This is a genomic window from Phenylobacterium sp. (assembly GCF_044358365.1).
GTDB lineage: Bacteria > Pseudomonadota > Alphaproteobacteria > Caulobacterales > Caulobacteraceae > Phenylobacterium.
In genome coordinates, this window is the sequence record NZ_JBIKNZ010000030.1 from 12,919 (window position 1) to 37,766 (window position 24,848).

The following is a 24,848-nucleotide window of genomic DNA, read 5'->3' on the forward strand; positions in this document are numbered from 1 at the left end:
GCCTAGAGCGCGACAGCTTGAAGTGGATACCGGTTCAAGCGCCCGTCGCGCTCTAAATGTACGAAAACGAGCCTGTTTATCCGTTTCAGATGATTCCATCTGAAACGGACAGGCTCTAGCCGTCCGATCCCGTCCGGGTGGAGAACGGCGCCACGATGGCTGCGTCGGCAGCGACGCGCGCCTGGCCCTGTTCCTCGACCTTGCGGATCTCGGCCTGGAGGTAGGGCGCCATGAAATCGATGAAGGCGCGGACGCGGGGCGTGTCCTTCAGTTCGCGGCGGGTGACGATCCACGAGGAGGCGCGGGCTTCCAGGATAACGTCCGAGCAACGCAGCAGGTCCGGGTCAATGTCGCCGATGGTGGAGGGCAGCGCACCGATCCCGAGGCCAGCCTTCACCGCATAGACCATGCTGGCCATGCTGTTGGACCGGGTGATGGGCGTCTTGCCGCCGGAATGGCGCATCATCCAGGTGGCCGCCGGGATCTCCCCCATCTCCATGGAAACATCGATGAGGTCGTGGTGGGCGAGGTCCTGGCTGGAGGCAGGCGCCCCGCGCCGGGCGGCGTACTCGCGACTGCAGTAGAGCGCCATGTCGTGATCGCAGATCTTGCGGGCGACCAGATCGGAGGTGGCGAGGGACTGACTGGTGCGGATGGCCAGATCCGCCTCACCGCTTTCCAGATCCAGCGACCTGTCGGTGATCACCAGATCCACCTGCACATCCGGATGGACCGCCCGGAACGCGCCCAGAGCCGGAATCACCATGGTGTTGGCCACCAGTTCATTGGTGGTCAGCCGGAGCGCGCCGGAGACACCGCGCATCTGCATCGCCGCCAGATTGGCGAACCGGATGGCCGCGCGCTCGACGTGTTCCGCCTCGCTGATCAGGCCCTGGCCCGCCTCCGTCACCCGACTGCCGGTCTGGCCCCGCTCAAACAGCTTGAAACCCAGGTTCTGCTCCAGGCTCTCGATCCGGCGCGCCACGGTGGTCTGGTTGACGCCAAGCGCCCTGGAAGCGGCAAGCGTGGAGCCGCCGCGCGCCACCGCCAGAAAGGCTTTCAGGTCGTTCCAGTCGAACATGACGCCACTCTGCAGTTATGCAGACCTGATCTGCAAGTGCGCCTACATGCGATGTGAGCGCCCCATCCGTATCTGGGGTGGACGAAGGGCGTTGCAAGGTCAGGGTTTCCCCGAACCCGGAGCCCTGATCGGGATGATTCTTCCTCAGAGGGTGAAGACGTCCCCGTCCCGGACTTCGACACGCCAGGGGGCCAGATCATCGCCGGCGCAAGGCCCGGCCACGCAATGGCCATCCATGCTGAACAACGCACCGTGCCCGGCGCAGAAAATGTGGCGGGCGTCGCGCGTGAGGTAGCGATCATCCATGGGGGCCAGGGGCCATCCGGCATGAGGGCAACTGTCGACAAACCCGCGCGCTGTAGCGCCCTGGCGGATGACGAAGCCGGCAAACATCCGCGAACCGTCGCGAAACCGGAAACTCTTGCCGCCGGGATCGGTGATCTCGCTCAGGGCGCAAAGCCGCAGGCCAGCTGGCGGTCGCGCCGGGTTGTCGGGCTCAAAGCTGGCCAAGGGTGGCCTTGAACGCCTTGACGTCCACCCGCTCCCAGAGGCCCGCCAGGGTGTAGGGATCGTGGGCATTGAGGGCGAGGGCGGCGGCGCGGTCGGGCGCCTCCACGATCAGCATGGAGCCGGCCATCTGACCCTCGTCGTCAAGCATGGGGCCCCCCAGCTTCAGCATCCCGGCCTTGTCGCGCATATAGGCCAGATGAGCATCACGGGTGGCCATCCGCAGGTCGAGGGACCCGGGCTTGTCGACGCAGAACAACACAAACAGCGGCATCTAGTTTTCCTCTCTCAAGGGGCGCGACAGCAGGGCCTGGATCGCCACATCGACACCGACCTTGCCGTCAAGGATCGCCGCGACGGCCTCGCAGATCGGTGTCTCCACGCCCAGTTTCCGGGCGAGGTCGCGCACGGCAGGCGCCGAAGCCACGCCTTCAGCCACGGACAGTTTTCCGGTCAGAGCCTCTTCCAGCGTCAGACCCTTGCCCAGCGCCAGACCCACACTCATGTTGCGCGACTGCGGGCTTGAGCAGGTCAGCACAAGATCGCCAAGGCCGCAGAGCCCGGCCACGGTCTCGGCCTCGCCGCCCAGGGCTATGGCCAGCCGGGTCAGCTCCGAGAAGCCGCGGGTGATCAGCGCCGCGTGGGCGGAACGGCCGAGACCCCGGCCCTCGACGATGCCGCAGGCGATGGCCAGCACATTCTTGACCGCGCCGCCGGCCTCCGCGCCGATCATATCCGTCGCGAAATAGGGTCTGAACATCGGTGTCGCGATCACTTCAGCCAGCCTCTCCGCCTGCGCCATGTCCGGACAGGCCAGGGTGACGGCGGTGGGCAGGCCGCGGGCCACCTCGGCGGCGAAGCTGGGCCCGGACAGGACGGCCGGCGCGGCCTCTGGCAAGGTTTCGGCCAGCACCTCGGTCATCAGTTTCAACGAGCCCTGCTCCACGCCTTTCGAGCAAAGCAGGACCGGCAAGCCGGGCCGGGCATGGGGCGCGAAGGCCAGCAGCGTCGAACGCATGTGCTGCGCCGGCGGCACGGCCAGAACCAGATCGGCGCCGGCGAGGTCGGACAGCTGACCCGTGGCGCGGATCTGCGGCTCCAGCGGAATGCCGGCCAGGAAGCTGACGTTTTCGTGGCGGGCATTGATGGTTTCAACCACGTCCGGCTCGCGCGCCCACAGAATCACCTCACGGCCGGCGCGGGCGCAGACCTGGGCCAGCGCTGTACCCCAGGCGCCGCCGCCTATGACGCCGACGCGGATCATGCCTTGGCGCCCTTCCGACCGGCGGGGTGCATCGGGTGGGCCGCCGCCGCGATCTGATCCAGCGGCCAGCGCGGGCGGGCGATGGCGTCCATCCCGTCCGTCAGTCCAAGCGCCAGCCGCTCGGCGCCGGCCAGGGCGATCATGGCGGCATTGTCGGTGCAGTAGGCCAGCGGCGGCGCAGCAAAGCTGAACCCGTTGGCATGGGCGACCGTCTGCAGGGCGGCGCGGACGGCTCGATTGGCGGCGACCCCGCCGGCGACCACAAACCGGAGGCCCGCCCCGGCGTGATCCGGCGCATAGGCCTGCATCGCGCGTGCGCTCTTCTCGGCCAGCTGGCCTGCGATCGCGGCCTGGACGCAGGCCGCCAGGTCCCGGCGAGCTGTCGGGTCGGAGACGCCCTCCGCCAGCCTTGCTGCGGCGGTCTTCAGTCCCGAGAAGGAGAAGTCGCAGTCCTTCCGCCCCAGCAGCATGCGGGGAAGCGTAAACTGGCCGGGATCGCCACCCTCGGCCAGCGCCTCCAGCGCCGGACCGCCCGGGTAGGGCAGACCCATGGCCTTGGCGATCTTGTCGAAGGCCTCGCCCGCGGCGTCGTCGAGGGTAGTGCCCAGTCGTCGACACGCGCCGACGCCGGCCACCTCCAGCAACTGGCAATGCCCGCCCGAGACCAGCAACAGCAGGAACGGATAGCCGATGTCGGCGCCCAGACGCGCCGAGACGGCGTGTCCCTCCAGATGGTTCACCGCCACCAGCGGCAGACCCCGCGCGAGCGCCACAGCCTTGCCGAATGACAGGCCCACCATCACCCCGCCCACCAGGCCGGGGCCCGCCGTCGCCGCAACACCGGTCAGATCACCATAGCCCAGACCCGCCTCACGCAGCGCCGCCTCAGCGATCGCGTCGATGGACTCCACGTGGGCGCGCGCCGCGATCTCGGGCACGACCCCGCCGTAGGGCGCGTGCGCCGCGATCTGGCTGCCGACGATCGACGACAGCACCTCGGCGCGACCATCATCATGGCGGCGTACGACGGCCGCGGCCGTTTCGTCGCAGCTGGTCTCGAGACCTAGAACCGTTTGGATGGGGGTCATTGGTTGCCGGGGACGGCTGGCTCCTGTAGCAGGCCTGACGCTTTACTCTGTCCGAGGTAGACCGCCGACCGTGCCCACGCAACCGCATGCCCGCACCGGACCTGTGCGCATCGGCGCACGCGGCTCCAAGCTCAGCCTCGCCCAGGCCGGCCATATGCAGCGCCGCATCGCCGCGCAACTGGGGGTGGACCCTCAGGACGCCCGGGCCGTAGAGCGCGTGGCGCCTTTGATCGTGATCACGACCTCCGGCGACCGGATCCAGGATCGCCGTCTGCTCGAGATCGGCGGCAAGGGTCTCTTCACCAAGGAAATCGAAGAGGCCTTGATCGACGGCGCCATCGACTGCGCCATCCACTCGATGAAGGACGTGCCCTCGGTGTTGCCCGAGGGCCTGTGCATCGCCGCCATCCCCGAACGTGAAGACCCGCGCGATGCGTTCCTCAGCCGGGGACCCCTGACCCTGGAAGACCTGCCGGACGGTGCGACGCTGGGCACCGCCAGCCTGCGCCGACAGGCCCAGTGCCTCTATCGGCGGCCCGATCTGAAGGTCCAGATGCTGCGCGGCAATGTGGACACGCGCCTGGCCAAGCTGGCCGCCGGCGACGCCGACGCCATCCTGCTGGCCTATTCCGGTCTGCGCCGTCTTGGGCTGGGTGACCTGCCCAAGAGCCTGATCGATCCCCGCCAGGCGCCGCCGGCGCCGGGGCAGGGGGCGCTCGCCATCGAGGTGCGGGAGGCTGACCGCGACCTGCCGTGGGTTCAGGCCCTGGTCTGTGACACCACCACCCTGTGTGTGACGGCCGAACGCGGCGCCCTGATCGCGCTGGAGGGGTCCTGCCGCACGCCGGTGGGCGCCCACGCGTGGCTCGAAGGCGGCGCGTTACACCTGATCGTCGAAGCCCTCTCGCCCGGGGGAACGCTGCGGTTCCGCCACACGGGCGAGTCCGAGGTCACCCGCTTGTCCGACCCGCTGGCTTCGGCCCACGACCTTGGCCTTTCGCTGGGACAGGCCATCAAGGACGAGGCTGGCGACGACATCGTCCTCTGAACGCCGCTTCCTGATTGGCGCGGAGCGATAGGGTCGGATAACAGTAGCGCCTCATGGCGCGCAGGCAGAAAATCTGGATTACCCGGGCTCAGCCCGGAGCGGACGTAACCGCCGAGCGCGTGCGCGCCATGGGGCATGATGCGGTGGTCGCGCCGTTGCTTGAGGTCCGGTTGCTGCCGGAGGCGACGGTGGACCTTCGCGGTGTTGTCGCCCTGGCCTTCACCAGCGCCAATGGCGTCCGCGCCTTTGCCGACAAGAGCGGTGAGCGGGCGCTGACGGTATTTGCGGTAGGCGCTGCGACGGCGCTCGCGGCCCGCAAGGCCGGGTTCAAATCCGTGCTGTCGGCGGACGGCGATGTCCTGGCCCTGGCGGAAGGCATCGCGGCACGGCGCAATGAACTGCGCGGCGTGGTGCTGCATCCCGGCGCCTTCGATCTCGCCGGCGATCTGGTGGGCGCGCTCGAGAAGCACCGGGTGGAGGCGCGTCGGCTCACACTGTACGAGACCGTGCCGATCGAACCGGACGATGCCACAGCGGAAGTCCTGTGCCGCAGCGACGTGGCGCTTCTGCACTCGGCACGCGCCGCCGAGGCCCTGGCCGGGGTCCTGAAACGCCACCCCGCGCCGCATATGCGCGCACTGGGTTTGTCGAAGGCGGTGGTGCAGCCGTTGGGTCGCATCGCAACGGGAGGCAAGATCTATCCGCCGTTTCCGCTTGAGGCGGCGCTGCTGAACCTGATTGATCGACGTTCATGACCCCATCGGACACCGAAGCGCCCAGGGATCCCGCCACCTATCGGCCGAGGCCTTTGCTGGGCCTGGGTTTCTGGGTGTTCATGGTCTTCGGTGTGATTTGCGTTCTGGCCGGCGCCGCCGTGGCGCTGCTGGGTCCCCGTCTCCTTACGCCTCGCACCGGGCCGGAGGCGATTTCGACGGTCGCGCCCGAGACCGGGCCACAGCCGCAGGGTCCAGGGGTCCTGTATCCGGCGAACGCTGAACCTGCCCCGCGCCCCTCGGAAGAGATCGCCCGGCTGAGGGCGCGGATTGCGATTCTGGAGAGCCAGGGGTCCCGCTCGACGGAGGCTGCGACGGCAGCTCTGGCCGCCGCCGCCCTGATGGATGCCGCCCAGACATCGCGTCCGTTCACCGGAGAACTTGGCGAGCTGCGCGGCGTCGCGCCCGAACTGCCGGAACTGGCCGCGCTCAGCCGCCTGGCGACGACAGGCGCGCCAAGCCGGGCCGCGCTCGCCGCAGGTTTCGAAGACATCGCGGCCCGGGTGGCCAGCCGGTCCCGGAAACCCTCCACCGACGCGGGGCTCTGGGCGACGGTCTCCTACACGGTCGGCAAGGTCGTGACCCTGCGGCGGGTTGATGATGTCGATGGCGAAGGAACCGACGCCCTGGTGGCGCGCGCGGAACTGGCGTTGCGGGAGGGCGATGTGCTCGGCGCTCTCAAGCTGCTGGATCGCCTGCCGCCGAAGGGCCGCGAGGCCCTGGCAGTCTGGCGCGAGGGCGCCGAACGCCGGGCCGCCATTGACCGTGAGGTGGCCGCCCTTCGCGCCCGCGCCCTTCGCGATCTTGATCCCGGCGTTACGCCCTCGGCGGGAGCCGCCCTGTGATCCGCGCCAGCTTTGTCCTGCTGCTGCTGGTGGCCGCCGCTGTCGGCGCGCTCACCCTGGCTGGTGAGCCGGGCCGGGCCACTATCACCTGGTTGGGTTGGCGCGCCGACATGACGGCGGCGGCGGCGATCCTGATCGCGCTGGGGGTGGGCCTGCTGGCTGCCTTCATCTGGCGAATGATCCTTTGGGTGCTGGACGCGCCGCGCCGCGCCGAAACGGCGCGCGCCGAGGTCCGGCGGCGCCAGACCCTCGACCTGCTGGGCCGTGGCTTTGTGGCCGTGGCGGCCGGCGACGGATCAGAAGCCCTGCGACTGTCCAAGAAGGCTGCGGAACTGGCGGAGGCGCCCGGCCTCGTGCGGGTATTGGCGGCGCAGTCGGCGGAAGCCGCCGGCGACGTGGCCCAGGCCCAGGCGGCCTATACCGCCATGCTGGGCTTTCCGGAGATGCGGCTGGCTGGCCATCGCGGCCTGATGCAGCTGGCCCTTGGCCAGGGCGCCCGGGAGACCGCGCTGCGCCACGCCCAGGAAGCCTATGGCGAAAAGCGTTCCGCCCGCTGGGCCTGGCGCGCGATCCTGGAGGCCCGGCTGGAGGCCGGTGACTGGGAGGGCGGACTGGAGCTGGTGAAGAGCGCGCTGGACCGCAGGATTGTGCCGCCGGTGGTGGCCGAGCGCGCCCGGGCGGCCTTGCTGGCGGCCTCTGCAGCCCAGCTCGAGCACGCCCCCGAACCGCGCGCGCGGTCCCTCGCCCGGGATCAGGCTGTCGAAGCCGCCAAGCTGCAACCGGCCTTTGCGCCCGGCGTGGTGATGGCGGCCCGTCTGCTGGCCCAGGATAACAAGCTGGGCCGGGCCACTGCGGCCCTGGAGAGCGCCTGGCGGGCGCGGCCGCATCCGGCGCTATGGTTGGCCTATCGTGATCTCAAGACCAACGAGACCCCCAGACAGCGCGCCGCGCGGCTGGCGCAATTGGCCGCCGTGAACCCGACGCACCGGGAAAGCCTGATCCTCTACGTCGAGCAGGCCCTGGTCACGGGCGACGCCGCCGGTGCGCTGTCAGCCGCGCGCGCGCTGGAGCCTGAGCCGGTGACCGCCCGGATTGCGGGGCTGATGGCGCGGGCCGCCTTTGCCGCCGGCGCTGTCGATGAGGCTCGCATGTGGCTGGCCCGGGGCCTCAACGCCCCGCCCGAGCCGGACTGGTCCGATCTTGATCCCGAGGGCCGCGCCTTCGCCTATCACGCCCCGGACTGGGCGCGACTGGTGATTACCTTTGCCGAGACCGGCGACCTCATTCACCCACGTCACGAACGCCGCGAGCGCACCCTGCGTGAACTCCCGGACCTGCCCATCGCCTACGCCGATGCGGGGCCGATGTTGATCGAGCCTGTGCTCTACGCAGTGGACGAGGACTATGATCAGCCCGAAGCCGGGCGGCCTGTCCCCTGACCCTTCCCAAATCGACCCGGCACAGGTACAAGCCCGCGTCCCCGGACAGGAGCCGCCTTAGCTCAGCCGGTAGAGCACCGCATTCGTAATGCGGGGGTCAGGTGTTCGAGTCACCTAGGCGGCACCATTTGTTCCGGCGCGAGGCGCCCGTCAGGCGGGCGCGCAGGTGCTCAGGTTCACCGGTTCAGCCTCGATGCGCGTCCAGGCGCCGGCCGACCTTGTAAACACTGCGAAAGCCGAGCCGGAGTTGCCGTTCCCGCCATTGCCCATGAAGGTCATGGCGGCGATGACCCGGGCGGTTGTACCGTCGGCGGTTTCGGCGGGCGTGATGATCTGGTTAGCCTTGCAGGTGACCTCGAACCCGACGCATCCCTTGTCGTCCGGCTTGCTGGCGCAGGCCGGGTGGCGGGCCTTGATGCTGTCACGCCAGCTGACGATCTCAGTGTCGAGGCCGGCATAGGGATCGCCGGAGGCCGCAGCCGGGCCTTCCTTGCTGCAGCCCGCGGTGACGAGCGCAGTGAGCGCGACAAGAAGGAGGGGTCTGATCACGGGCAGCTCCGGGCGTGTGGCCGGAGCGCTTAGCCGAAAGATCGCGGCGGCGGTGTGACCAAATGCCGGAAATGCGAAATTAGTTGGCCGGCGCCGCAGCCGTCATCACCGGGCCGATCTCATCGTGCAGCACAAGGTCGGCGTAGCCGTCCAGCTCGGTCTCTTCCCGGTTCACGATCGCCAGCCGCGCGCCATTGCGTTTCGCCATCACCGGGAAGCCAGCGGCCGGATAGACCACCAGCGAGGATCCCAGCACGAGAAAGAGATCGCAGGCCAGCGTCTCGGCCTCGGCCCGCGCCATGGGACCCAGCGGCATGGCCTGGCCGAAGGAGATGGTCGCGGTCTTGACGATCCCGCTGCACAGCCGGCACGCCGGAAGGTCCCCGGTCGCTTCGTAGAGCGTCTTCAGCTCGTCCAGCTCGTGGCGCACGCTGCAGCCCAGGCAGGTGGCGTAGCTGGCGTTGCCGTGCAGTTCGATCACCTTGTCCGGCGCAATGCCGGAGGCCTGGTGCAGGTTGTCGACGTTCTGGGTGATCACCGCACTGGCGCGGCCCTGGGCGATCAGGCGGGCGACCGCCATGTGGCCGGCGTTGGGCTCGCGGCCCACCCAGCCGGCGCGACCGCTGAAGGCGCGGTCCCAGGCTTCGCGACGGCGCTCCTCACTGGCGACGAAATCCTGGAACTGGATGGGTTTCATCTTGCTCCAGACGCCGCCGGGGCTGCGAAAGTCGGGAATTCCGCTCTCGGTGGAAATGCCCGCGCCGGTGAACACGACGATGCGCCGGGCGTCGGCGATCAGGCGTGCGAGGTCGGAGCGGCCGGCGGTGGCGGGATGTGACATGGGTGCAAGGCTAACCCCGAAGGGCGGCCTGCGAAAAGGGGGGATCGGCCCGACCCCCGGTCGGGGGCGCGATATGAGGTCGGGTCGATCCCTGGACCTTCCGCGTCCATCGGGGTGGGCGCGGGAAGATCAGGAGCTGAACGTCCTCAATCCTGAAACGTTCCCCAGCCGGCGAATTTGTCAGCCGACTATGCGAAACAGCGGCGCAAAGAGCCAGGGCAGCAGATACTGCCGCGCCGCCTGGATCACCAGGATCGCCACGATCGGCGAGATGTCGACCCCGCCCAGCGACGGGATGAACCGCTGGAACGGCGCGAGCACGGGCCGCGTCACCGCATCCAGAAACCGCACGACGCCGCTGGCGACCGGGTGGCGGATGTTGATCACGTTGAACGCCACCAGCCAGGAGAGGATGGCGCTGGCGATAATGGCGAAGACCAGGAGGCTCAGCAGGCTACTGATCACGTAAAAGATAAATCCTGTCATAGTTCCGCTTCTACCTGCCTTTATGGCCCTGACAAGGCGACCGTTTCGCCGACGCACGCAACGCCGCTTGACAGACCCCGCCCCAATAGCCTTATTCCGCCGCTTCCTGGGGCCGTAGCTCAGATGGTAGAGCGCCTCGTTCGCAATGAGGAGGTCAGGGGTTCGATTCCCCTCGGCTCCACCAGGAACCTTGTAAACGCAAAGGCTTAGGGCGATTTCGCTGGCCTCTGGCGCGCCCGAAGGGCCTTCGTTCGGCGCGGTGTAATCAGCCTGTAATCAGTGGCCCCAGACGAACGGGGGCCGCCAGCGGCCCGCCCTGAGCCTTCTGAGCCCATGCCCCGGAGCATGGGCTGGCTTGAAATACACCTGCGGCGCATTTGCAAAGTCAGCCTGCGGGGCGTCCCGAGCAGGCGGATGGCTGGATTGCGCTTTGAGGGGATCGGGAAGGCCACACGCGCGCGTCAGAACGCGGGCCGGGGTGGTGTTGGCTGACCGCGAGCCGGGCGAACCCGCTGCGGTTGTAGCGGGTCCGGAACCGGCGGCGGGTGGCTGGCCAGCATGAGCAACGTCAATCGCCGCGACCTGGTGCGCGAGCTGGAGGGCGGCGGCGGGCTTGACGGCCTGGAGCGTTGCCAGCGGTCCAGCGGTCCAGCGGGACCGGGGGCAAGGCCGGGGGGGGGTGGTCAAAAGTCTGGCGCGCTTGTCTGCACGGACCGGCCCAGGTGTTAGCCAGAGATTTTTTTTCGCAATCACCGGAGATTCGGATCGGCCTGGTGCTGGCCCGGGCCGGGCCGATCTCAGGGGTGACGGCGGGCCTTGAAATGGTTTGGAGATCCTGAGGGCGGGCGAGCTGGCCGGCGATTCCGGCCGGAATTTACGGACGGCGCGGGCCTATTGTTTTGCCGAGTGTCGCCGTCTGGGTGGCCGGGGGGACGGTAAATCTCTGACGCCACCTGGTCGCGGACCGGTGTTCAAGGCCCTCTTTTTCCGCGCAGGTTTTCGCATGGGGGAAGTTTTTGGGGCAGGCGGGGGGGTAGTCAAAACTCTGGCGCCTACAGTCGACCGGACCGGGGACCAAGGCGACGTGAGATTTCCGGCAATTGCGAATTTCTTTTTTATCAATGGCTTGGGTCGGCGCAATGCCGGAGCCGAAAACAGGCCGGGAACTCCGGGAACTCCGGGAACCCCCTCTCTTACTCATTGAAAAGCATGGATACTGTTCTTCGAGTACGGTTCCCGGTCGGACAGTCTGAACCGGGAACCACCGGGAACTTTTTCGACACTCTTGGGCATCCCTCGACCCACAGGGCGCTATGTGTGTGCGCTGTGCTTTCTTCCGCAGCAAGTCAGGGCAGGACAAAGGTCCCGCTGCTGGTGAAGGTGTGGATCGTGTAGCCGCTGCTCGTGGTGATGGTCCCCCCTGTGGCTCCGGTTATCGCTCCGGTCGCATACCGAACAATGACCACGCCTGAGCCGCCCGCGCCGCCGTCGTAGTAGTAACTGTCCTGATACCGGCCGCCGCCGCCGCCGCCGCCGCCACGGTTGGCGACGCCGCTGCCGCCATTGCCGCCGGCAGAGCCACTTCCAGCATTTGCTCCGCCGGAACCGGGAGCAACTGCTTGTTCGCCAGGGTAACCAGTATATCCGCCGGCTCCTCCGCCAGAGGCAAACGTCTGTGATGTTCCGGAGATGCTACTTACGAGCCCCGGCCCGCCACTTCCTTGAGATTCCGCGCCCCCTGATCCCATACCCCCGGCTCCACCGCCGCCGCCAGCGCGCCACGAAACCGAGCCTCCGCCGTTCTTTCCCTGACCGAAAATTCCTGCTCCGCCGAGGGAGCCGTGACCGCCGCCACCGCCGGACGCGCCAAGTTGACCAGGTCCCGGACTGCCGCCACCGACGCCGCCCGCGCCTCCTCCAACGGCCGATAGGCCAGCAAAAGTGGTGGAGCCGCCATTGGTTGGCGCAACATAGCTGGCCGCCCCGCTTCCACCGTTGCCAATCACTACGGCGTAGGAGCCCGCCGGCAATCCAAGGTTCCCCGCGAGGAAACCGCCGCCGCCACCGCCGCCTGCGTTTGTGCCCGCCCTTCCCGCCCCACCTCCACCACCGACCACGAGGTATTCAATCTTTGGCCCTGAGACGACGGTAACGTTCACGGTTGCTGTGGCAGACGTACCCCCATCTGTGATCGTATAGGTAAAACTGTCAGAACCCGTATAGCCGGCTTTCGGTGTGTAGATCACCGGGTCTCCAATAGATCTTATTCCCACGACGCCGTTGGTTGCCGGACCCACGCTCACAACGGTTAGTCCGTCGCCATTGGCGTCTGTGTCGTTGACGCGCGGATCAAAGACTCGCGCCGCGCCGGAAGTCGCCGTCAGGCTGTCATTTGTCGCAACCGGGGGCGAGTTCGCGGTGGAGGGGGTGAAGGTGCCCCCTGTTGTGAAGGTGTGGATTGTGTACCCGCCAGCCTGGGTGACTGTTCCGCCGGTTGCCTTCGGTGTCCCCGCGTATCGCACGATGACGATTCCAGATCCACCGGCCCCACCACCGCCGCCGCCGCCGCCCCGGTTGGCGGGGGCTGTGCTTCCGGGTGCTCCAGATGCAGCGCTCGTCCCTCCGGCGGCACCGTAGGCAACTGTGACCCAACTGCCGCACTCCCCTTCTTCTTCCAGATAGGATGCGCCACCACCACCCGCAGCATAGTTCGTTGATGTGCCGGAGATGCTGCTATTGAGGCCTGGTCCACCGGCTCCAGATGTACCATTGGCGTAGTGACAACCCAAGGGAGGGGAGACTACCCCGTTTAGCCCCGGACCACCTGCACCGCCTCCTCCGCCGTAGGCAAATGAACCTGGCCCTGTCCCGCCGTTCGAACCCTGACCTGAAGTCCCTGCAGGGGCTGGCGATGTCCAACTCCCTCCACCCGAGCCTCCGGACGCACCACTATTGCCTCCGCCAATGGACGTTACGGTAGAAAAGGACGAGTCGCGCACACTTCCTGCGCCAACGGTGGCCGTCAATGGCGTGCCCGCGTTTGCAACAAGGACCCCTTGTCGTACTCCACCGCCACCGCCACCGCCCGATGTGCCGGCCCCGCCTGCTGCCACGACGAGGTACTCAACATTCAACGAATTCACCGCGACCGTGGCCGTTGAAGCGCCGCCCTCATCGTCGGTCACCGTGTATGTGAAGCTGTCCGAACCCGATTGGCCCGACGACATTGTGTAGGTGACGCTGGTCCCTGTGGCGTTGAGCGTCGCCGTTCCTTTGCCGGGCGTGGTCACCGAGACGACCGTCATCTTGTCGCCGTCGGCGTCGATGTCGTTGGCGCGGGGATCGAAGCTGACAGGGGTCGAAGCCACACCTGTGATGTTGTCGCCGTTGGCCTTGGGGGGCGAATTGGGTGAAATAGAGACCGTCACTGCGCCAGTCGCTGTCGCGCCGCGCGCGTCAGTGAGGGTGTAGGTGAAACCGTCGCCACCCACTGCCCCAGAGTTGGCCGTGTAGGTGATGGTCTGGTCCCCGTTCAAGGCGACGCTGCCCCGCGCGGGCGTTGTGGGCGCGCTGACTGTGATGGTGTCGCCGTTCGGATCGTTGTCGTTGAGGCGCGGGTCGAAGGCTATCGAGCCGGTGCGCGGGGCAGCGATGCTGTCGGCGCCGGCGACGGGGGGCGAGTTAGCGACCGTGAGGTTGATCGTCGCCGTCGAGGTTCCGCCCCGACCGTCGGAGATCGTGTAGGTTAAGCTGTCGCTGCCGATGTAGCTGGTGGTCGGTTGGTACTCGATGATGTTCGCGCCGACTATGGTCGCTGTGCCATTGGTCGGATTGGTCTTGGCCGTGATCGTCAAAACGTCGCCGTCGGCGTCATAGTCATTAGCAGTGGGGCGCAGGCTGTTGATCCCATCGACGAGGGCCGTCACGCGGTCGCTGACGGTGAAGGTATCATTCACCGCGACGGGGGCATTGTTGGTGGCGGAGCGGACCAGCACCGTCACGCGCGCGCTGGCGGTGCCATTGTGCCCATCGGCTACGGAATAGAGGAAGGTGTCCGCGCCGAAGTAGCCCGGATCAGGCGTGTAGGTGATGCTCGCACTGGCATTGACCACGACGGTGCCGTGCGGCGGATCTTCAGCTCCCGAAATAGTGAACGCGTAGCCGTCGAGGTCCTGATCGTTGGTTCGGGGATCAAACGTCACCGCCGATCCGGAACTTGTGATCTCGTCTGGCTGTGCGATCAGCGGGCTGTTTGCGACGGCCGCCGAGAAGAAGCGGAAGTCGCCCACAGCGACCTGACCTGACACGATCCTGCGAATCCTGAGATATCGGAGAGAAACCCCGCCAATGGCTACCGTCCGCGTCGCACCCACGACGGAGGCGCCGATGGTCGCGGCCTGGGTCCACTTGGTGCCGTCCAGGGAGTACTCGACCGCCGTCCCGTTCAGGTCGTCGGCGTTGGCGCCGACGGACGCTGCCTGTGCTGGCGCCACATCTATGTGGTTGACCGTTTTGGCTGAACCCAGGTCGGCGCGAATCCAGGCGTTGGTTTCGGTGTTGGTGGCATGGACCGACGCAGGCGCCTGAAAATTCCCGTCTTTCATACCGTTGGCCGCGGTAAGGCCCGTGGTTCCGGCATTGGATGACGCGGTAAAGGCGGTTGGCGTGATCTCGGTGAACTCGGCGCCGTTGCTGACACGCGTGCGATTGCCGGCGCTGTCGTAGGTGTAGGCGACCTTCTTGCCCGTGGCGTCGATGGCCGAGATGACGCGGCCGAGGGCGTCGTAAGTATACTGGGTGGTTTCGGCAGCCTGCCCCGAAGCGACTGGCAGGGCCAACGCCAGGATGGCGACCAGCCAGAAACGACGCATGTCTTGAACCACAGGTCCCATCACGTCCCCCACGAAGCCCGGCAAGTTTCGCTTTACAATTGCAAACCCTGTCGGGATTGCAAGCCTGTCAATGCGCAACCCTGCGTCAATCAAGTTTTGGATTAGATTTGTTTGATGTACAATTGACGGTTGTAGATGAGAAGCTCTAGACTCGACTTCTGACGAACGCGGGTTGGCGGATCGGGGGCGGGGATGGTTTCGGGCAAGGTGTTGGTCCGTTCGTGCGCGATGGCGCTGATCCCGCTGTTGGTGGCGAGTACGGCGTGGGCATTGCCGTCGACGAAGGTGGGGACGGCGTCGCTGATCGCGCCGGGGGCGGCGGACACCTATTTCGGGGCTTCGACGACGGCGACAAACGGTACGGGCGCCAGTGGCCGGGCCAAGGAAGTCGTGGAACTCTCGCGCGCCCTGAAGGGCGACCCTGATCTGATTTATGAGTACGTCCGCAACACCGTGAGCACGACCTGGACCTATGGCCTCAGCAAGGGGGCGATGGGGGTGATTGTGGACCGGTCGGGCACGGCGTTCGACCAGGCGCAGCTGATGGTGGAGTTGCTGAGGCAAGCGGGGTTATCGGCGTCGTACAAGCTGGGAACGATCACCCTCAACGGCGCGCAGTTCCAGGCGTGGACGGGGATCACCTCGGCGAAGGCGGCGTGCCAGTTGCTGTCGAGCGGCGGCATCCCGGCGGTGATCAACGGGACCACGACGGCGGACTATTCGTATGCGGGCAATGTCTCGACCATTGAACTTAGCCACGCGTGGGTGAGCGTGGTGATCGTGGGCGTGAGCTATCTCTATGATCCGGCGTATAAGGACCACACCTTCAAGGCGGGCCTCAATCTGGCGACGGCGACGGGGATCACGTCCGGCATGGCCACGGGGATCTCGGCCAGCTCGGGCACGACGTCGGGGGTATCGTATATCTCCAGCTACGGCGCCGGCACGCTGGCCAGCAATCTGGCGACGGCGGCGACCACGCTCGAGACCGCGATCAACACCAGCGCGCCGTCGGGCGGCATGGCTGATGTGGTGGGCGGCAAGGCGATCAATGCGCAGGTGATCCCGGCTGGGGGCTTAAGGCAACTGAGCCTGCCCTACACCACCAATGTGCAGCGCACGATCTCGGGGGAGATGCCCAACCAGTACCGGGTGAAGCTGACGCTCAGCCTGACCAAGGCCCGGCCCGGCGGGACGACAGACACCATCATCAGCAACAGGATCCTCTACGGTGACGAGGTCTATGGCCGACGCGTGACCTTCGAGCCCAATTTCGACACGACGGGCGCGAGCTTTACCGGCGCGCTGAAGCTGACGGATGATCTGGGCACGGCGCTGACGCTCGCAAGCTTCAGCAACACGGACAATCCCACCTTCAGCAAGGGCGCGCTCACTGTTGCGGCGGACCTGCCGTATGCGGCGGCGAGCGGCGCCTACATGGATGGCTCCGTGGCGCGCGGCGTGAACTATGCGCTGCCCTTTACCGTGGTGACGGGCTTCGGCGAGACCGGCCGGGGTCTGGTGGACAAGTGGGGCCAGCGTCGCGATGCGGCGATGCCCACACCGCCCACCACCTGCGGCAAGGAATGCTTCGTCTCCTACAAGGCCTGGAAGGGCGATGGCCGGCGCGAGACCCTGGCCGCGGCCTGGCTGGCGCAGGCCAGCCGGGCGGGTCAGCTGCATGCGGCGATCGGCAAGGCGGCTCTGGTCCAGCACTATGCGCTGGGGGTCTCGGCGGCGGACACGGTCGTCTATGCGCCGTCGGGTGGCGGCTACTGGATCATCGACAGCTATGATCGGCTGGACGTGGAGACGGGCCTTAGCCTCACCAGCGTGACGGCCGACGCCACGGCCCGGCGCGGCGCCCTGCTGGCGGCGGCGAACACCATTGCGGCGCTCAAGGGCAGTGTCTCGGCGCAGATCTCGGACCTGCCGGACGTGAGCACGGTGGCGAGCCGGTTTGAGTGGGGCAATGCGCCGGTGGCGGCGGAGGATGTGGCGGGCGGGACGATCCGTCGGTTCTATGAGTACACCACCACCACTCACGCCGCCAACGCCATGGCGTTGTCGAAGACGGAGTACTTGACCACGGGCGGGGCGGCCTCACACGGCGATGCGAACGCGCCCACGCTGATGACCAGCGAGGTGACGGGCCGCAGGCAGGCGCTGGCCAATGCGGTCACGGCCTATGTGAGCGCGGGCTTCAAGGTGGCGACCTCGGAGGAGGCGTTTCTGGGCCCCGGCAAGCGGGCGGGCGCGTTTACGCCCATCGGTGGGGGAAGCTACATCCACGCCCAGACGCCGCAGCGCGGCGGGGCGATCACGGCGGTGAAGTATGACGCCAATGGTGATCCGACCGAGATCGCCAGTCTCCTTGTCGGTCAAGATGGTTACTCGGACGCGGGCGGCGGCGGCGCGCAGACCTTCCATCAGAACGCCTATGATCCGGCGACGTCGGCCGATGTGGTGGCGGGGCGGTTTGTGCAACAGCCCACAGGAACCGTGCTGGTGAGCAGTCCGGCCAAGGTGAGCGTGGGCCAGGGGAGTTTCCCCTTCTCGCTGTCGGCGGAGCTGACCTGGCGGGGCGGTGATGTGCGCGAAGAGACCTATGGTCCGGGCGCGCACCGCGAACCTCAAGGGGGATGGACCACCAACTTCACCAACAACCTGACCATCTCCGGCTCGGGCCTGGAGGCGATGGGCGAGACCGATCCGCGCGCGGCCATCGGGACGATCGCGGCCTTCTATGCGGCGCAGGATGCGTACAAGACGGCGCAATCCCTGAAGCGCGATATCGCCGGCCAACTGATCAATGCCTGGTGGCTGGGAACGGTGCGCCAGAACGTGGCGACGGTGAGCTTAGGGACCAGCACGCGCCAATGGATCAAGCGGCCCAACGGAACCTGGCTGGCGCCGGGCGCGGCCACCTATGGGACGCTGACCCAGACCGGGGCTCCGGTAATCTATGCGCGCCATCCCACGGGCTACTGGCCCTGCACCACCAACAACCTGACCTACATCCCCACCCGGGGCTGGAGCTATGCGGGGGTGAGTTACACGGTGACGGGCGGATCGGGCGACCAGCAGGTCTTCGGAAACTGGACCAACCAGACGGTGGACACCACGGGCACGCCCAGCTGCGCCGAGCAGCGGGGCTTTCGGATGTCGAGCTGGACCTGGACGAGCGGCGCCCAGCTGACCCTGACCTATGCCCGGCCCCCCGCCGAAACCCACGAGATCGAGGTGCTGTCGTCTGTCCACAACAACCTGGGCAAGTGGATCAGCTTCGCCCGTGGCGGGGCTGCCGGCTTCTTCGCCTCCGATGCGTCGAACACCAACCTGATGAACGTGGCGGTCTCGACCAGCGGCGCGCAGGTGACGCACACCGATGCGGTGAGCGCGGCCACGAAATTTGACATCACCACTCTGGGAACCGGCGACTTCGGGAAGCTTCGGATCGACAAGGTCTACGCCGCCGACAGCGCGACCATGCCCGCCACGCAGTATGTCTATGACACCCTGGGCCGGGTGAAGCAGACCAAGGACAAGCTGGTGCTGGCGGGCTCCCGCGCGCCCACGCAATACTATCTGGCCGAGGGGATCAGGTCCGAGATCCTGGGGCCGCTGGGCTACAGCTCCATCACCTATGCCGATGAGGCTGGCCGGCCGATCCGCAGCATCGATGGGGCGGGCGTGGCCTCGACGGTCGCATACGACGGCCGGGGCCGGGCGATCCTGACGACGAGCCCTGACGGCGACCGCACGCAGATCGAGTACAACACCCGCAACCTGCCCACCAAGGTGACGCGGCTGGCGCGGGTGGGCTCGGCGGAGGCGGGCCAGACCCTGGTCACCGAGACCGGCTGGCATGCGACGCTCAATGCGCCGGTCTGGACCAAGGACGCCCGGGGCGCCCAGACGGACTACATCCCTGACTCCATGGGTGGATTTGCGAAGGTGACCTATCCTGCGGCTTCCGTGGGCGCCACCCGTGACGAGGCCACCAGATACGCCTACAGCGGCGGTCTGGAGATGGCTGTGACCACTGCCATGGGCCAGACTGTCTCGAAGACCTATGCCAATGGCACCTCGATGGACACGCTCACCAACACGGTGGGAGCCATCTCCGGGGTCTATGACAACATCACCTACTCGAGCCTGGGCGACCCCACCAAACTGCGCACGCCGCAGGGGGCTGAGACCAACATCACCTATGATGCGCTGAGGCGCACGACGCTGGTGATCGAAAGCTACACCAAGGTCTTAAGCTGCTCGAGCTACGCCAGTGCGAGCCCGATGGTCTGTGCGGCCGGCGCCACGGCCACCTTCGACACCACCCTCCCCAGGAACGCCAAGCGCACCACCTATGATGTGCTGGGCCGGGCGTGGAAGGTGGAGCTGGGAACCTACTCAGGCACCACCTTCACCCCGCTGGAGACCTATACGTCGGAGTTTGATCTGGTGGGCCAGCGGGTGAAGCAGATCGGCCCGTCCGGCGTCATCCAGATGAGCTATGACGCGGGCGGGCGGCCCACCTGCACCGCCATCCGCATGAACTCCGCCGTCTATGACGCCCTGCCGGCCGACGCGTGCCTGCCGTCCAAGGCCGGTGTCTTCGGGCCGGACCGGATCACGCGCGCGGGGTATGATGCGGCGGGCCGCGTGGTGACGACGGAGGCCGGTGTGGGCACAGGCCTGCAGCAGGTGACGGCGCGCTACGGCTATACCCCGGGCGGCCAGCGCACCACGCTCACCGACGCTAACGGCAATACGTCGACCTTCGAGTACGACGGTTATGGGCGGCTGAAGAAGACGCGCTATCCGGCCAGCCCGCGCGGCTCGGGCGCCTCCTCCACCACAGACTACGAGCAGTACGGCTACGACGAGAACGGCAACCGCACGTCGTTCCGCCGGCGCAGCGGCCAGACCATCAGCTATCAGTACGACCTTCGAAACCGCATGACCGTGAAGGATGTGCCCGGCGGCACGGCCGACGATGTCTACTACAGCTACCTGCTGAATGGTCGCGAGACGCAAGGCCGCCTGGGGTCCAGCACCAACACCATCTACAACGCTATGGTCTTCGATCAGGCCGGGCGGCTCAAAAATGACTATCTGACAGGAGGTCCCGCTGCAGGCGGGGGCTTCGCGGCCACCTATGACGCCGAGGGTCGGCGAGCGAGCGCAAGCCACGGCCGGATCTTCGGTTACCTGTATTATGACGCCGTGGGCCGGCTGGCGGAGTATAAATACACGCCTGTCTCGGGCGGCACCCAGCAGCAGGGTCTGACGATCAGCTACGGGGCGCTCAACCGCCGGTCCGCTCTAACCCGGCCCAACGGCGTGGTCACCAGCTATACGTACGACACTGGCGGTCGGCTGGCGGCCCTGGCCCACAGCGCGACGCCGGCCAATGCGGGCTCGTATCAGAGCTTCAGCTATAACCCGGCCGGTCAGACCATCGGCCAGTCCCAGGCTTCGGATCAGTATGTGTGGTCGGGCCAGCCCACCACCACGACGAACTTCACGCATGACCAGCTGAACCGCGATGCCGCCATCGCTGCGGCCTCCGGCTATGACGCGGCGGGGAACCTCACTTCCGACGGGTCACGCAGCTTTACCTATGATGTGGAGAACCGGCTGCGCTCCGTCACCGGCGGGCCGTCGTCCGTCACGCTCGACTACGACGCCTTCGGGCGGCTCTCCACAGTGACCACCGGGGGCGTGGCCACCTACTATCGCTATGCCGGGGCGCAGCTGGCGCTGGAGCAGTCCGCAAACGGCACGACGTTGCGCACCCACGTAAGCGGCCAGGGCGTCGATGAGCAGTGGATGAGCTTCGAGGGGACCGGCGCGGGCGCACCGGCCACCTGGTACCTGCAGGACCGGCAGAACTCGGTGATCGGGGTGTCGGATGCGTCGGGCGCCATCACGCCTTACGCCTACGGCCCCTATGGCGAGCCGCAGTCCTGGTCGGGCTCCCGCTTCCGCTACACCGGCCAGATCGCCATCCCCGAGGCCCAGCTCTACCACTACCGCGCCCGGGCCTATGATCCCGTGCTCGGGCGGTTTCTGCAGACCGATCCCATCGGGTATGAAGCAGGCCTCAACATATACGCTTACGTCGGCGGGGATCCAGTGAATGGGACAGATCCGAGTGGGCTAGATCCGACCATCGTTTGCCGCGACGCAGCTGGACCGGTTGCCTCTCATTGCGGCATGGTCTTGACCGACGGTCGAGGAACCAGCGGCAATGCTTTTGCCACGTATTCCTACGGACCGCAGAACCCCTTTCCATGCGGGATTCCCTTTACCGTGAGCTGTGGCGACCTGCTGCCGTCCACAAACAGTGTGAACCGAGGCGTCATGTCGGCAGACCTCAACGCTTTCAACACTGGCGGAGGGCAGTTGTTTTCGGTAGCCTACGGTAATAATGCGGCAACCGCAGGATACAATCATGTTTCCGGAATTCTGAATGACCCCGCATTTCAATCGCGGAATAACTACTTTGCGACACCATCTTCGACGGGAAGCGATACAACATTGTCCAATAGCAACGGCGCATTGCTGGCTCAGCATATAGTTTCAGCCAACATATCTGGAAGCAACCGTATCCTTAATCTTGGAGGTGTGAATGCCCCTGGTATGTCAAGTTCAGCGGTAATACTTCAAGGTACGACATATGCCGTCGAAGGTGGGCGCAATGGAAGTTCGACTATATACGTCAATACAGGAAGCGTAACGACTATTGTGCAAACTCAAAGGACGACATTTGCAGGAAGTCGAATTGTGAGAGACGTGATATCAAGTGTCACGCATGTATCAAGCGGTGGAAGAGTTAAAGATGACGAGCGCGGCGGAAGCGATGAAAAATCTCAACCAACCGAAAATTAGCACACCAATTTGTGTTATTTTGTGTATGATTTTTTTCATTATAGGAAATCTTTCTCGTAACGTTCTTACGGATACAATTATCCTGTTTTCAGCAGACAATCAAAGAAAATGCGATCTTGGAATTTGTGTGGGTGACCGAAAATCAGATGTAATAACTGATATGAAGTCTCTAAACATAGAATACAGTACTGTATCAGTGTTATGTCAGGAAAGCGGTGTAATTCACTATTCTAGATTCATGATGCCTCTTGAGTCGGAATGGAATTGCATCAGAAGTGAAATTATATTGGCAAACAGGACTTCTAGATGGATTTTGTCTTTTGAACGAGATATATTGATCGGCATTAGAAGACAATCTTACATTGATCCAGTGATATAGAGTTTTTCCGAAAAATCGGGACGCGTACGACTTGCGTCCAGTCCTTGGGCCTTTGAGTGGGCCCCTGTAGCGGGAGACGAAAACAAAGGACAGGCTGGTCTTTGGGACATCTTACCTGTCTGCCTCCGTCGGCGACCACCGCACGAAAGTGGAATCCGTGACAGCAAGAATCCGGTGACAGGTCCACACGTCCCCCACCACCACGACCAACTTCACCCATGACCAGCTGAACCGCGACGCGGCCATGGAAAGTCGGGACACGAAAGTCGGGACATCGCGTAATTGAGGTAGGGCGCTGGCGCGGACATCTGTTCGACGACCGCTATGCCTCGGTGGCGATGGACGAGGCGCGAAGAATCCGGTGACAGGTCCACACGTCCCCCACTACCACCACCAACTTCACCCACGACCAGCTGAACCGCGACGCGGCCATCGCGGCGGCGTCCGGCTATGACGCGGCGGGGAACCTGATCTCCGACGGCGCGCGCACCTTCAGCTACGATGTGGAGAACCGGCTGCGCTCCGTCACCGGCGGGCCGTCGTCGGTCACGCTCGACTACGACGCCTTCGGGCGGCTCTCCACAGTGAGCTCCGGGGGCGTGGCCACATACTACCGCTACGCCGGGGCGCAGCTGGCGCTGGAGCAGTCCGCAAACGGCACGACGTTGCGCAGCCATGTGAGCGGCCAGGGTGTCGATGAGCAGTGGATGAGCTTCGAGGGGACCGGCGCGGGCGCCACGCCCACCTGGTACCTGCAGGACCGGCAGAGCTCGGTGATCGGGGTGTCGGATGCGTCGGGCGCCATCACCCCCTACGCCTACGGCCCCTATGGCGAGCCGCAGTCCTGGTCCGGCTCACGCTTCCGCTACACAGGCCAGATCGCCATCCCCGAGGCCCAGCTCTACCACTACCGCGCCCGGGCCTATGATCCGGTGATGGGGCGGTTTCTGCAGACCGATCCTATCGGGTATGATGATGGGCCGAACATCTACGCCTACGTCGGCGGGGATCCGGTGAATGCGAACGATCCGGCAGGGACTTGCGCGGTTGCGTTCTCCGACGGCGGATCATGCTTCACCGCGCCAACCGCTTGGACCAAAGTAAGCGAGGTAGTGGTCACCCCAAAGAGCCTACCTGCAGGGGGGAGAACAGCATCAAGTGTAGTGTTCACGGGAACTGCTAGTTCGATTACATTTTCAGTACAAATTTCAGCTCTAGATTGGAAAAAAGTACTTGAGATATGCAAGAGTTGTCTCGAAATTATTGATATATTTACCGGTAATCCGACCGATCCGCCAGAGGCAGAAGACATTCCTGAAAGGCAGCAGCCGGTGGCACCGAATCCGCCGCGATCTACACCAGGCGGCTCGACCCCTGGGTCAAAAACCCCGCCCTCATCACCAGGCGACAAGCCGCCACCAGTGGTCGTGCCTCGTCCACCAAAACCTACCCCCTCCGACACCAGCGAAGCTGTACCTTGGATAGTTGGCGGTGCTGCAGTACTGGGGGGTGTCGCATGTGTTCTTGCCGAACCATGCGGCGCGGGTGCTCTTCTCCTACTCGGCATAGGTGGCACCCTTGGCGCGGTTGCCACTCAATAGCGGTGCAGCGGTCTTGTTAAGGGTACTATCCGCCTCTATCGCGAGTGCCACTTCGCATATTCGTGCGGACAGGGCTTCGCGGGGTTGGACAGCACTGGATGTCAGAGTCTTTTGGAACTGCTCCACGCACGAATGGGCAAGCCCGTGATCAACTCAAACCAAGACCTCTATGACCTGGATGCTCGTAACGATCCGTTTCTTGCCGAATACGAGAAAGCTCGCGACTTGCTCCAAACATCGGAATGGCGTCGCGGCCTCCAGGAAATTGAAAGGCTAGCCTATGGCGGATCGATTATGAGCATATTGCTTGTATCCGACGCCATGCGGGCGGGATGGATGTACGATCAAGATCTTTCCGGCGCGGAGGCTTGGTACCGGACAGCAGTCGACTCTGGCTCGGCACGCGGGCTCTTCGGCTTGGGCCTTACGTATCTGCTGATGGATCGGTATGTTGAAGCGATCCGTCAGCTGGAAGCCGCAATCGACAGAAACTACCCCCCGGCGTTGAATGCGTTGGCCGGAATGTACTTTCGTGGAGACGGCGTTCCGATAGATGTCCGAAGGGCTGTGAAACTCTGGCGCAAAGGGGCCTCACTCGGGCACCTGCCTTCCAAGCGAAACTTGGTGCAACAGTCTCTACGAGGGCGCCTCGGTCCGTGGAGCTATGTTTTGGGAGCCATAAGTTTGTTACCGGTCGTAGTCGAGATGGCGATAGTGCGGACGACGAACCGATTCACTGACCGATTGCGCTGAAGCTGGTGGCCTACCCCGGAGAATTCATCCAGTCAGAGCCAGTGGAGTGAACCCCTGTAGCGGGACACGAAAAGAGAAGAATCCGGTGACAGGTCCACACGTCCCCCACCACCACCAACTTCACCCATGACCAGCTGAACCGGGATGCGGCCATCGCGGCGGCGTCCGGCTATGACGCGGCGGGGAACCTGATCTCCGACGGCTCGCGCACCTTCACCTATGATGTGGAGAACCGGCTGCGGGGCGTCACCGGCGGGCCGTCGTCCGTCACCCTGGACTATGACGCCTTCGGGCGGCTCTCCACAGTGACCACCGGGGGCGTGGCCACCTACTATCGCTATGCCGGGGCGCAGCTGGCGCTGGAGCAGTCCGCAAACGGCACGACGTTGCGCACCCACGTAAGCGGCC

17 protein-coding genes and 2 tRNA genes are annotated in these 24,848 nt (G+C 65.5%); 10 read left to right on the forward strand and 9 right to left on the reverse strand.

What is annotated here, in order from left to right; all coding sequences use genetic code 11:
• Positions 1 to 115: 115 nt before the first annotated feature.
• The 5 genes from ACIQ3B_RS10155 to tsaD all read right to left on the reverse strand — a co-directional run bounded on the left by ACIQ3B_RS10155 (position 116) and on the right by tsaD (position 3,940).
• Positions 116 to 1,081 (reverse strand): LysR family transcriptional regulator, encoded by a 966-nt coding sequence (locus tag ACIQ3B_RS10155; RefSeq protein ID WP_397402164.1) that lies wholly within the window; start codon positions 1,079 to 1,081, stop codon positions 116 to 118.
• Positions 1,082 to 1,225: 144 nt separating this feature from the next.
• Entirely contained in the window at positions 1,226 to 1,591 is a 366-nt protein-coding gene (locus tag ACIQ3B_RS10160; RefSeq protein WP_397402166.1) for a Rieske (2Fe-2S) protein, read from the reverse strand.
• A complete protein-coding gene (locus ACIQ3B_RS10165) occupies positions 1,578 to 1,862 on the reverse strand; it encodes a YciI family protein (RefSeq protein ID WP_397402168.1) in 285 nt (94 codons plus the stop codon). Before ACIQ3B_RS10165 ends, ACIQ3B_RS10160 begins: the two co-directional genes overlap by 14 nt.
• Entirely contained in the window at positions 1,863 to 2,852 is a 990-nt protein-coding gene (locus ACIQ3B_RS10170) for an NAD(P)H-dependent glycerol-3-phosphate dehydrogenase (RefSeq protein ID WP_397402170.1), read from the reverse strand.
• Positions 2,849 to 3,940, reverse strand: a complete 1,092-nt coding sequence (gene tsaD / locus ACIQ3B_RS10175; RefSeq protein WP_397402172.1) for a tRNA (adenosine(37)-N6)-threonylcarbamoyltransferase complex transferase subunit TsaD — start codon at positions 3,938 to 3,940, stop codon at positions 2,849 to 2,851. Before tsaD ends, ACIQ3B_RS10170 begins: the two co-directional genes overlap by 4 nt.
• 70 nt (positions 3,941 to 4,010) lie before the next feature.
• Here tsaD and hemC point away from each other — a divergent pair, with 70 nt between their 5' ends.
• From hemC to ACIQ3B_RS10200, 5 genes are all read left to right on the forward strand, one after another.
• Entirely contained in the window at positions 4,011 to 4,988 is a 978-nt protein-coding gene (hemC, locus tag ACIQ3B_RS10180; protein ID WP_397402174.1) for a hydroxymethylbilane synthase, read from the forward strand.
• A gap of 53 nt (positions 4,989 to 5,041) precedes the next feature.
• Complete coding sequence (locus tag ACIQ3B_RS10185; protein ID WP_397402175.1) at positions 5,042 to 5,743, forward strand: uroporphyrinogen-III synthase; 702 nt, start codon at positions 5,042 to 5,044, stop codon at positions 5,741 to 5,743.
• Positions 5,740 to 6,606 carry a COG4223 family protein gene (locus ACIQ3B_RS10190; RefSeq protein WP_397402176.1) on the forward strand — a complete coding sequence of 289 codons (867 nt, stop codon included), beginning with the start codon at positions 5,740 to 5,742 and terminating at the stop codon, positions 6,604 to 6,606. The genes ACIQ3B_RS10185 and ACIQ3B_RS10190 overlap by 4 nt, the downstream gene beginning before the upstream one ends.
• Positions 6,603 to 8,045, forward strand: coding sequence for a heme biosynthesis protein HemY (locus tag ACIQ3B_RS10195; RefSeq protein WP_397402178.1), 1,443 nt, complete (start codon positions 6,603 to 6,605; stop codon positions 8,043 to 8,045). Before ACIQ3B_RS10190 ends, ACIQ3B_RS10195 begins: the two co-directional genes overlap by 4 nt.
• 51 nt (positions 8,046 to 8,096) lie before the next feature.
• A tRNA-Thr gene (locus ACIQ3B_RS10200) sits at positions 8,097 to 8,172 on the forward strand.
• Positions 8,173 to 8,195: 23 nt separating this feature from the next.
• Here ACIQ3B_RS10200 and ACIQ3B_RS10205 read toward each other — a convergent pair.
• The 3 genes from ACIQ3B_RS10205 to ACIQ3B_RS10215 form a co-directional block, all read right to left on the reverse strand.
• Positions 8,196 to 8,594 carry a hypothetical protein gene (locus ACIQ3B_RS10205; protein WP_397402180.1) on the reverse strand — a complete coding sequence of 133 codons (399 nt, stop codon included), beginning with the start codon at positions 8,592 to 8,594 and terminating at the stop codon, positions 8,196 to 8,198.
• Between the two features lie 79 nt (positions 8,595 to 8,673).
• On the reverse strand, positions 8,674 to 9,435 hold the full coding sequence (locus ACIQ3B_RS10210; protein WP_397402181.1) for an SIR2 family NAD-dependent protein deacylase: 762 nt from the start codon (positions 9,433 to 9,435) through the stop codon (positions 8,674 to 8,676).
• 180 nt (positions 9,436 to 9,615) lie between these two features.
• Positions 9,616 to 9,921, reverse strand: a complete 306-nt coding sequence (locus tag ACIQ3B_RS10215) for a YggT family protein (protein WP_397402183.1) — start codon at positions 9,919 to 9,921, stop codon at positions 9,616 to 9,618.
• 108 nt (positions 9,922 to 10,029) lie between these two features.
• Between ACIQ3B_RS10215 and ACIQ3B_RS10220 the strand changes: the two genes are divergently transcribed.
• Positions 10,030 to 10,105 (forward strand) — tRNA-Ala (locus ACIQ3B_RS10220).
• Between the two features lie 1,162 nt (positions 10,106 to 11,267).
• On the opposite strand, the gene ACIQ3B_RS10225 is transcribed toward ACIQ3B_RS10220, so the two are convergent.
• Positions 11,268 to 14,792, reverse strand: a complete 3,525-nt coding sequence (locus ACIQ3B_RS10225) for an Ig-like domain-containing protein (protein WP_397402185.1) — start codon at positions 14,790 to 14,792, stop codon at positions 11,268 to 11,270.
• A 213-nt stretch (positions 14,793 to 15,005) separates the two neighbouring features.
• On the opposite strand from ACIQ3B_RS10225, the gene ACIQ3B_RS10230 reads away from it, so the two are divergent.
• From ACIQ3B_RS10230 to ACIQ3B_RS10245, 4 genes are all read left to right on the forward strand, one after another.
• The gene (locus tag ACIQ3B_RS10230; RefSeq protein ID WP_397402187.1) at positions 15,006 to 21,707 is read left to right on the forward strand and encodes an RHS repeat-associated core domain-containing protein; all 6,702 of its coding nucleotides are present in this window, start codon (positions 15,006 to 15,008) and stop codon (positions 21,705 to 21,707) included.
• A gap of 978 nt (positions 21,708 to 22,685) precedes the next feature.
• On the forward strand, positions 22,686 to 23,687 hold the full coding sequence (locus tag ACIQ3B_RS10235) for an RHS repeat-associated core domain-containing protein (RefSeq protein WP_397402189.1): 1,002 nt from the start codon (positions 22,686 to 22,688) through the stop codon (positions 23,685 to 23,687).
• A gap of 132 nt (positions 23,688 to 23,819) precedes the next feature.
• Positions 23,820 to 24,440 carry a tetratricopeptide repeat protein gene (locus tag ACIQ3B_RS10240; RefSeq protein ID WP_397402191.1) on the forward strand — a complete coding sequence of 207 codons (621 nt, stop codon included), beginning with the start codon at positions 23,820 to 23,822 and terminating at the stop codon, positions 24,438 to 24,440.
• A 224-nt stretch (positions 24,441 to 24,664) separates the two neighbouring features.
• The coding region (locus tag ACIQ3B_RS10245; protein ID WP_397402193.1) for a hypothetical protein at positions 24,665 to 24,848 on the forward strand (184 nt) is incomplete at its 3' end.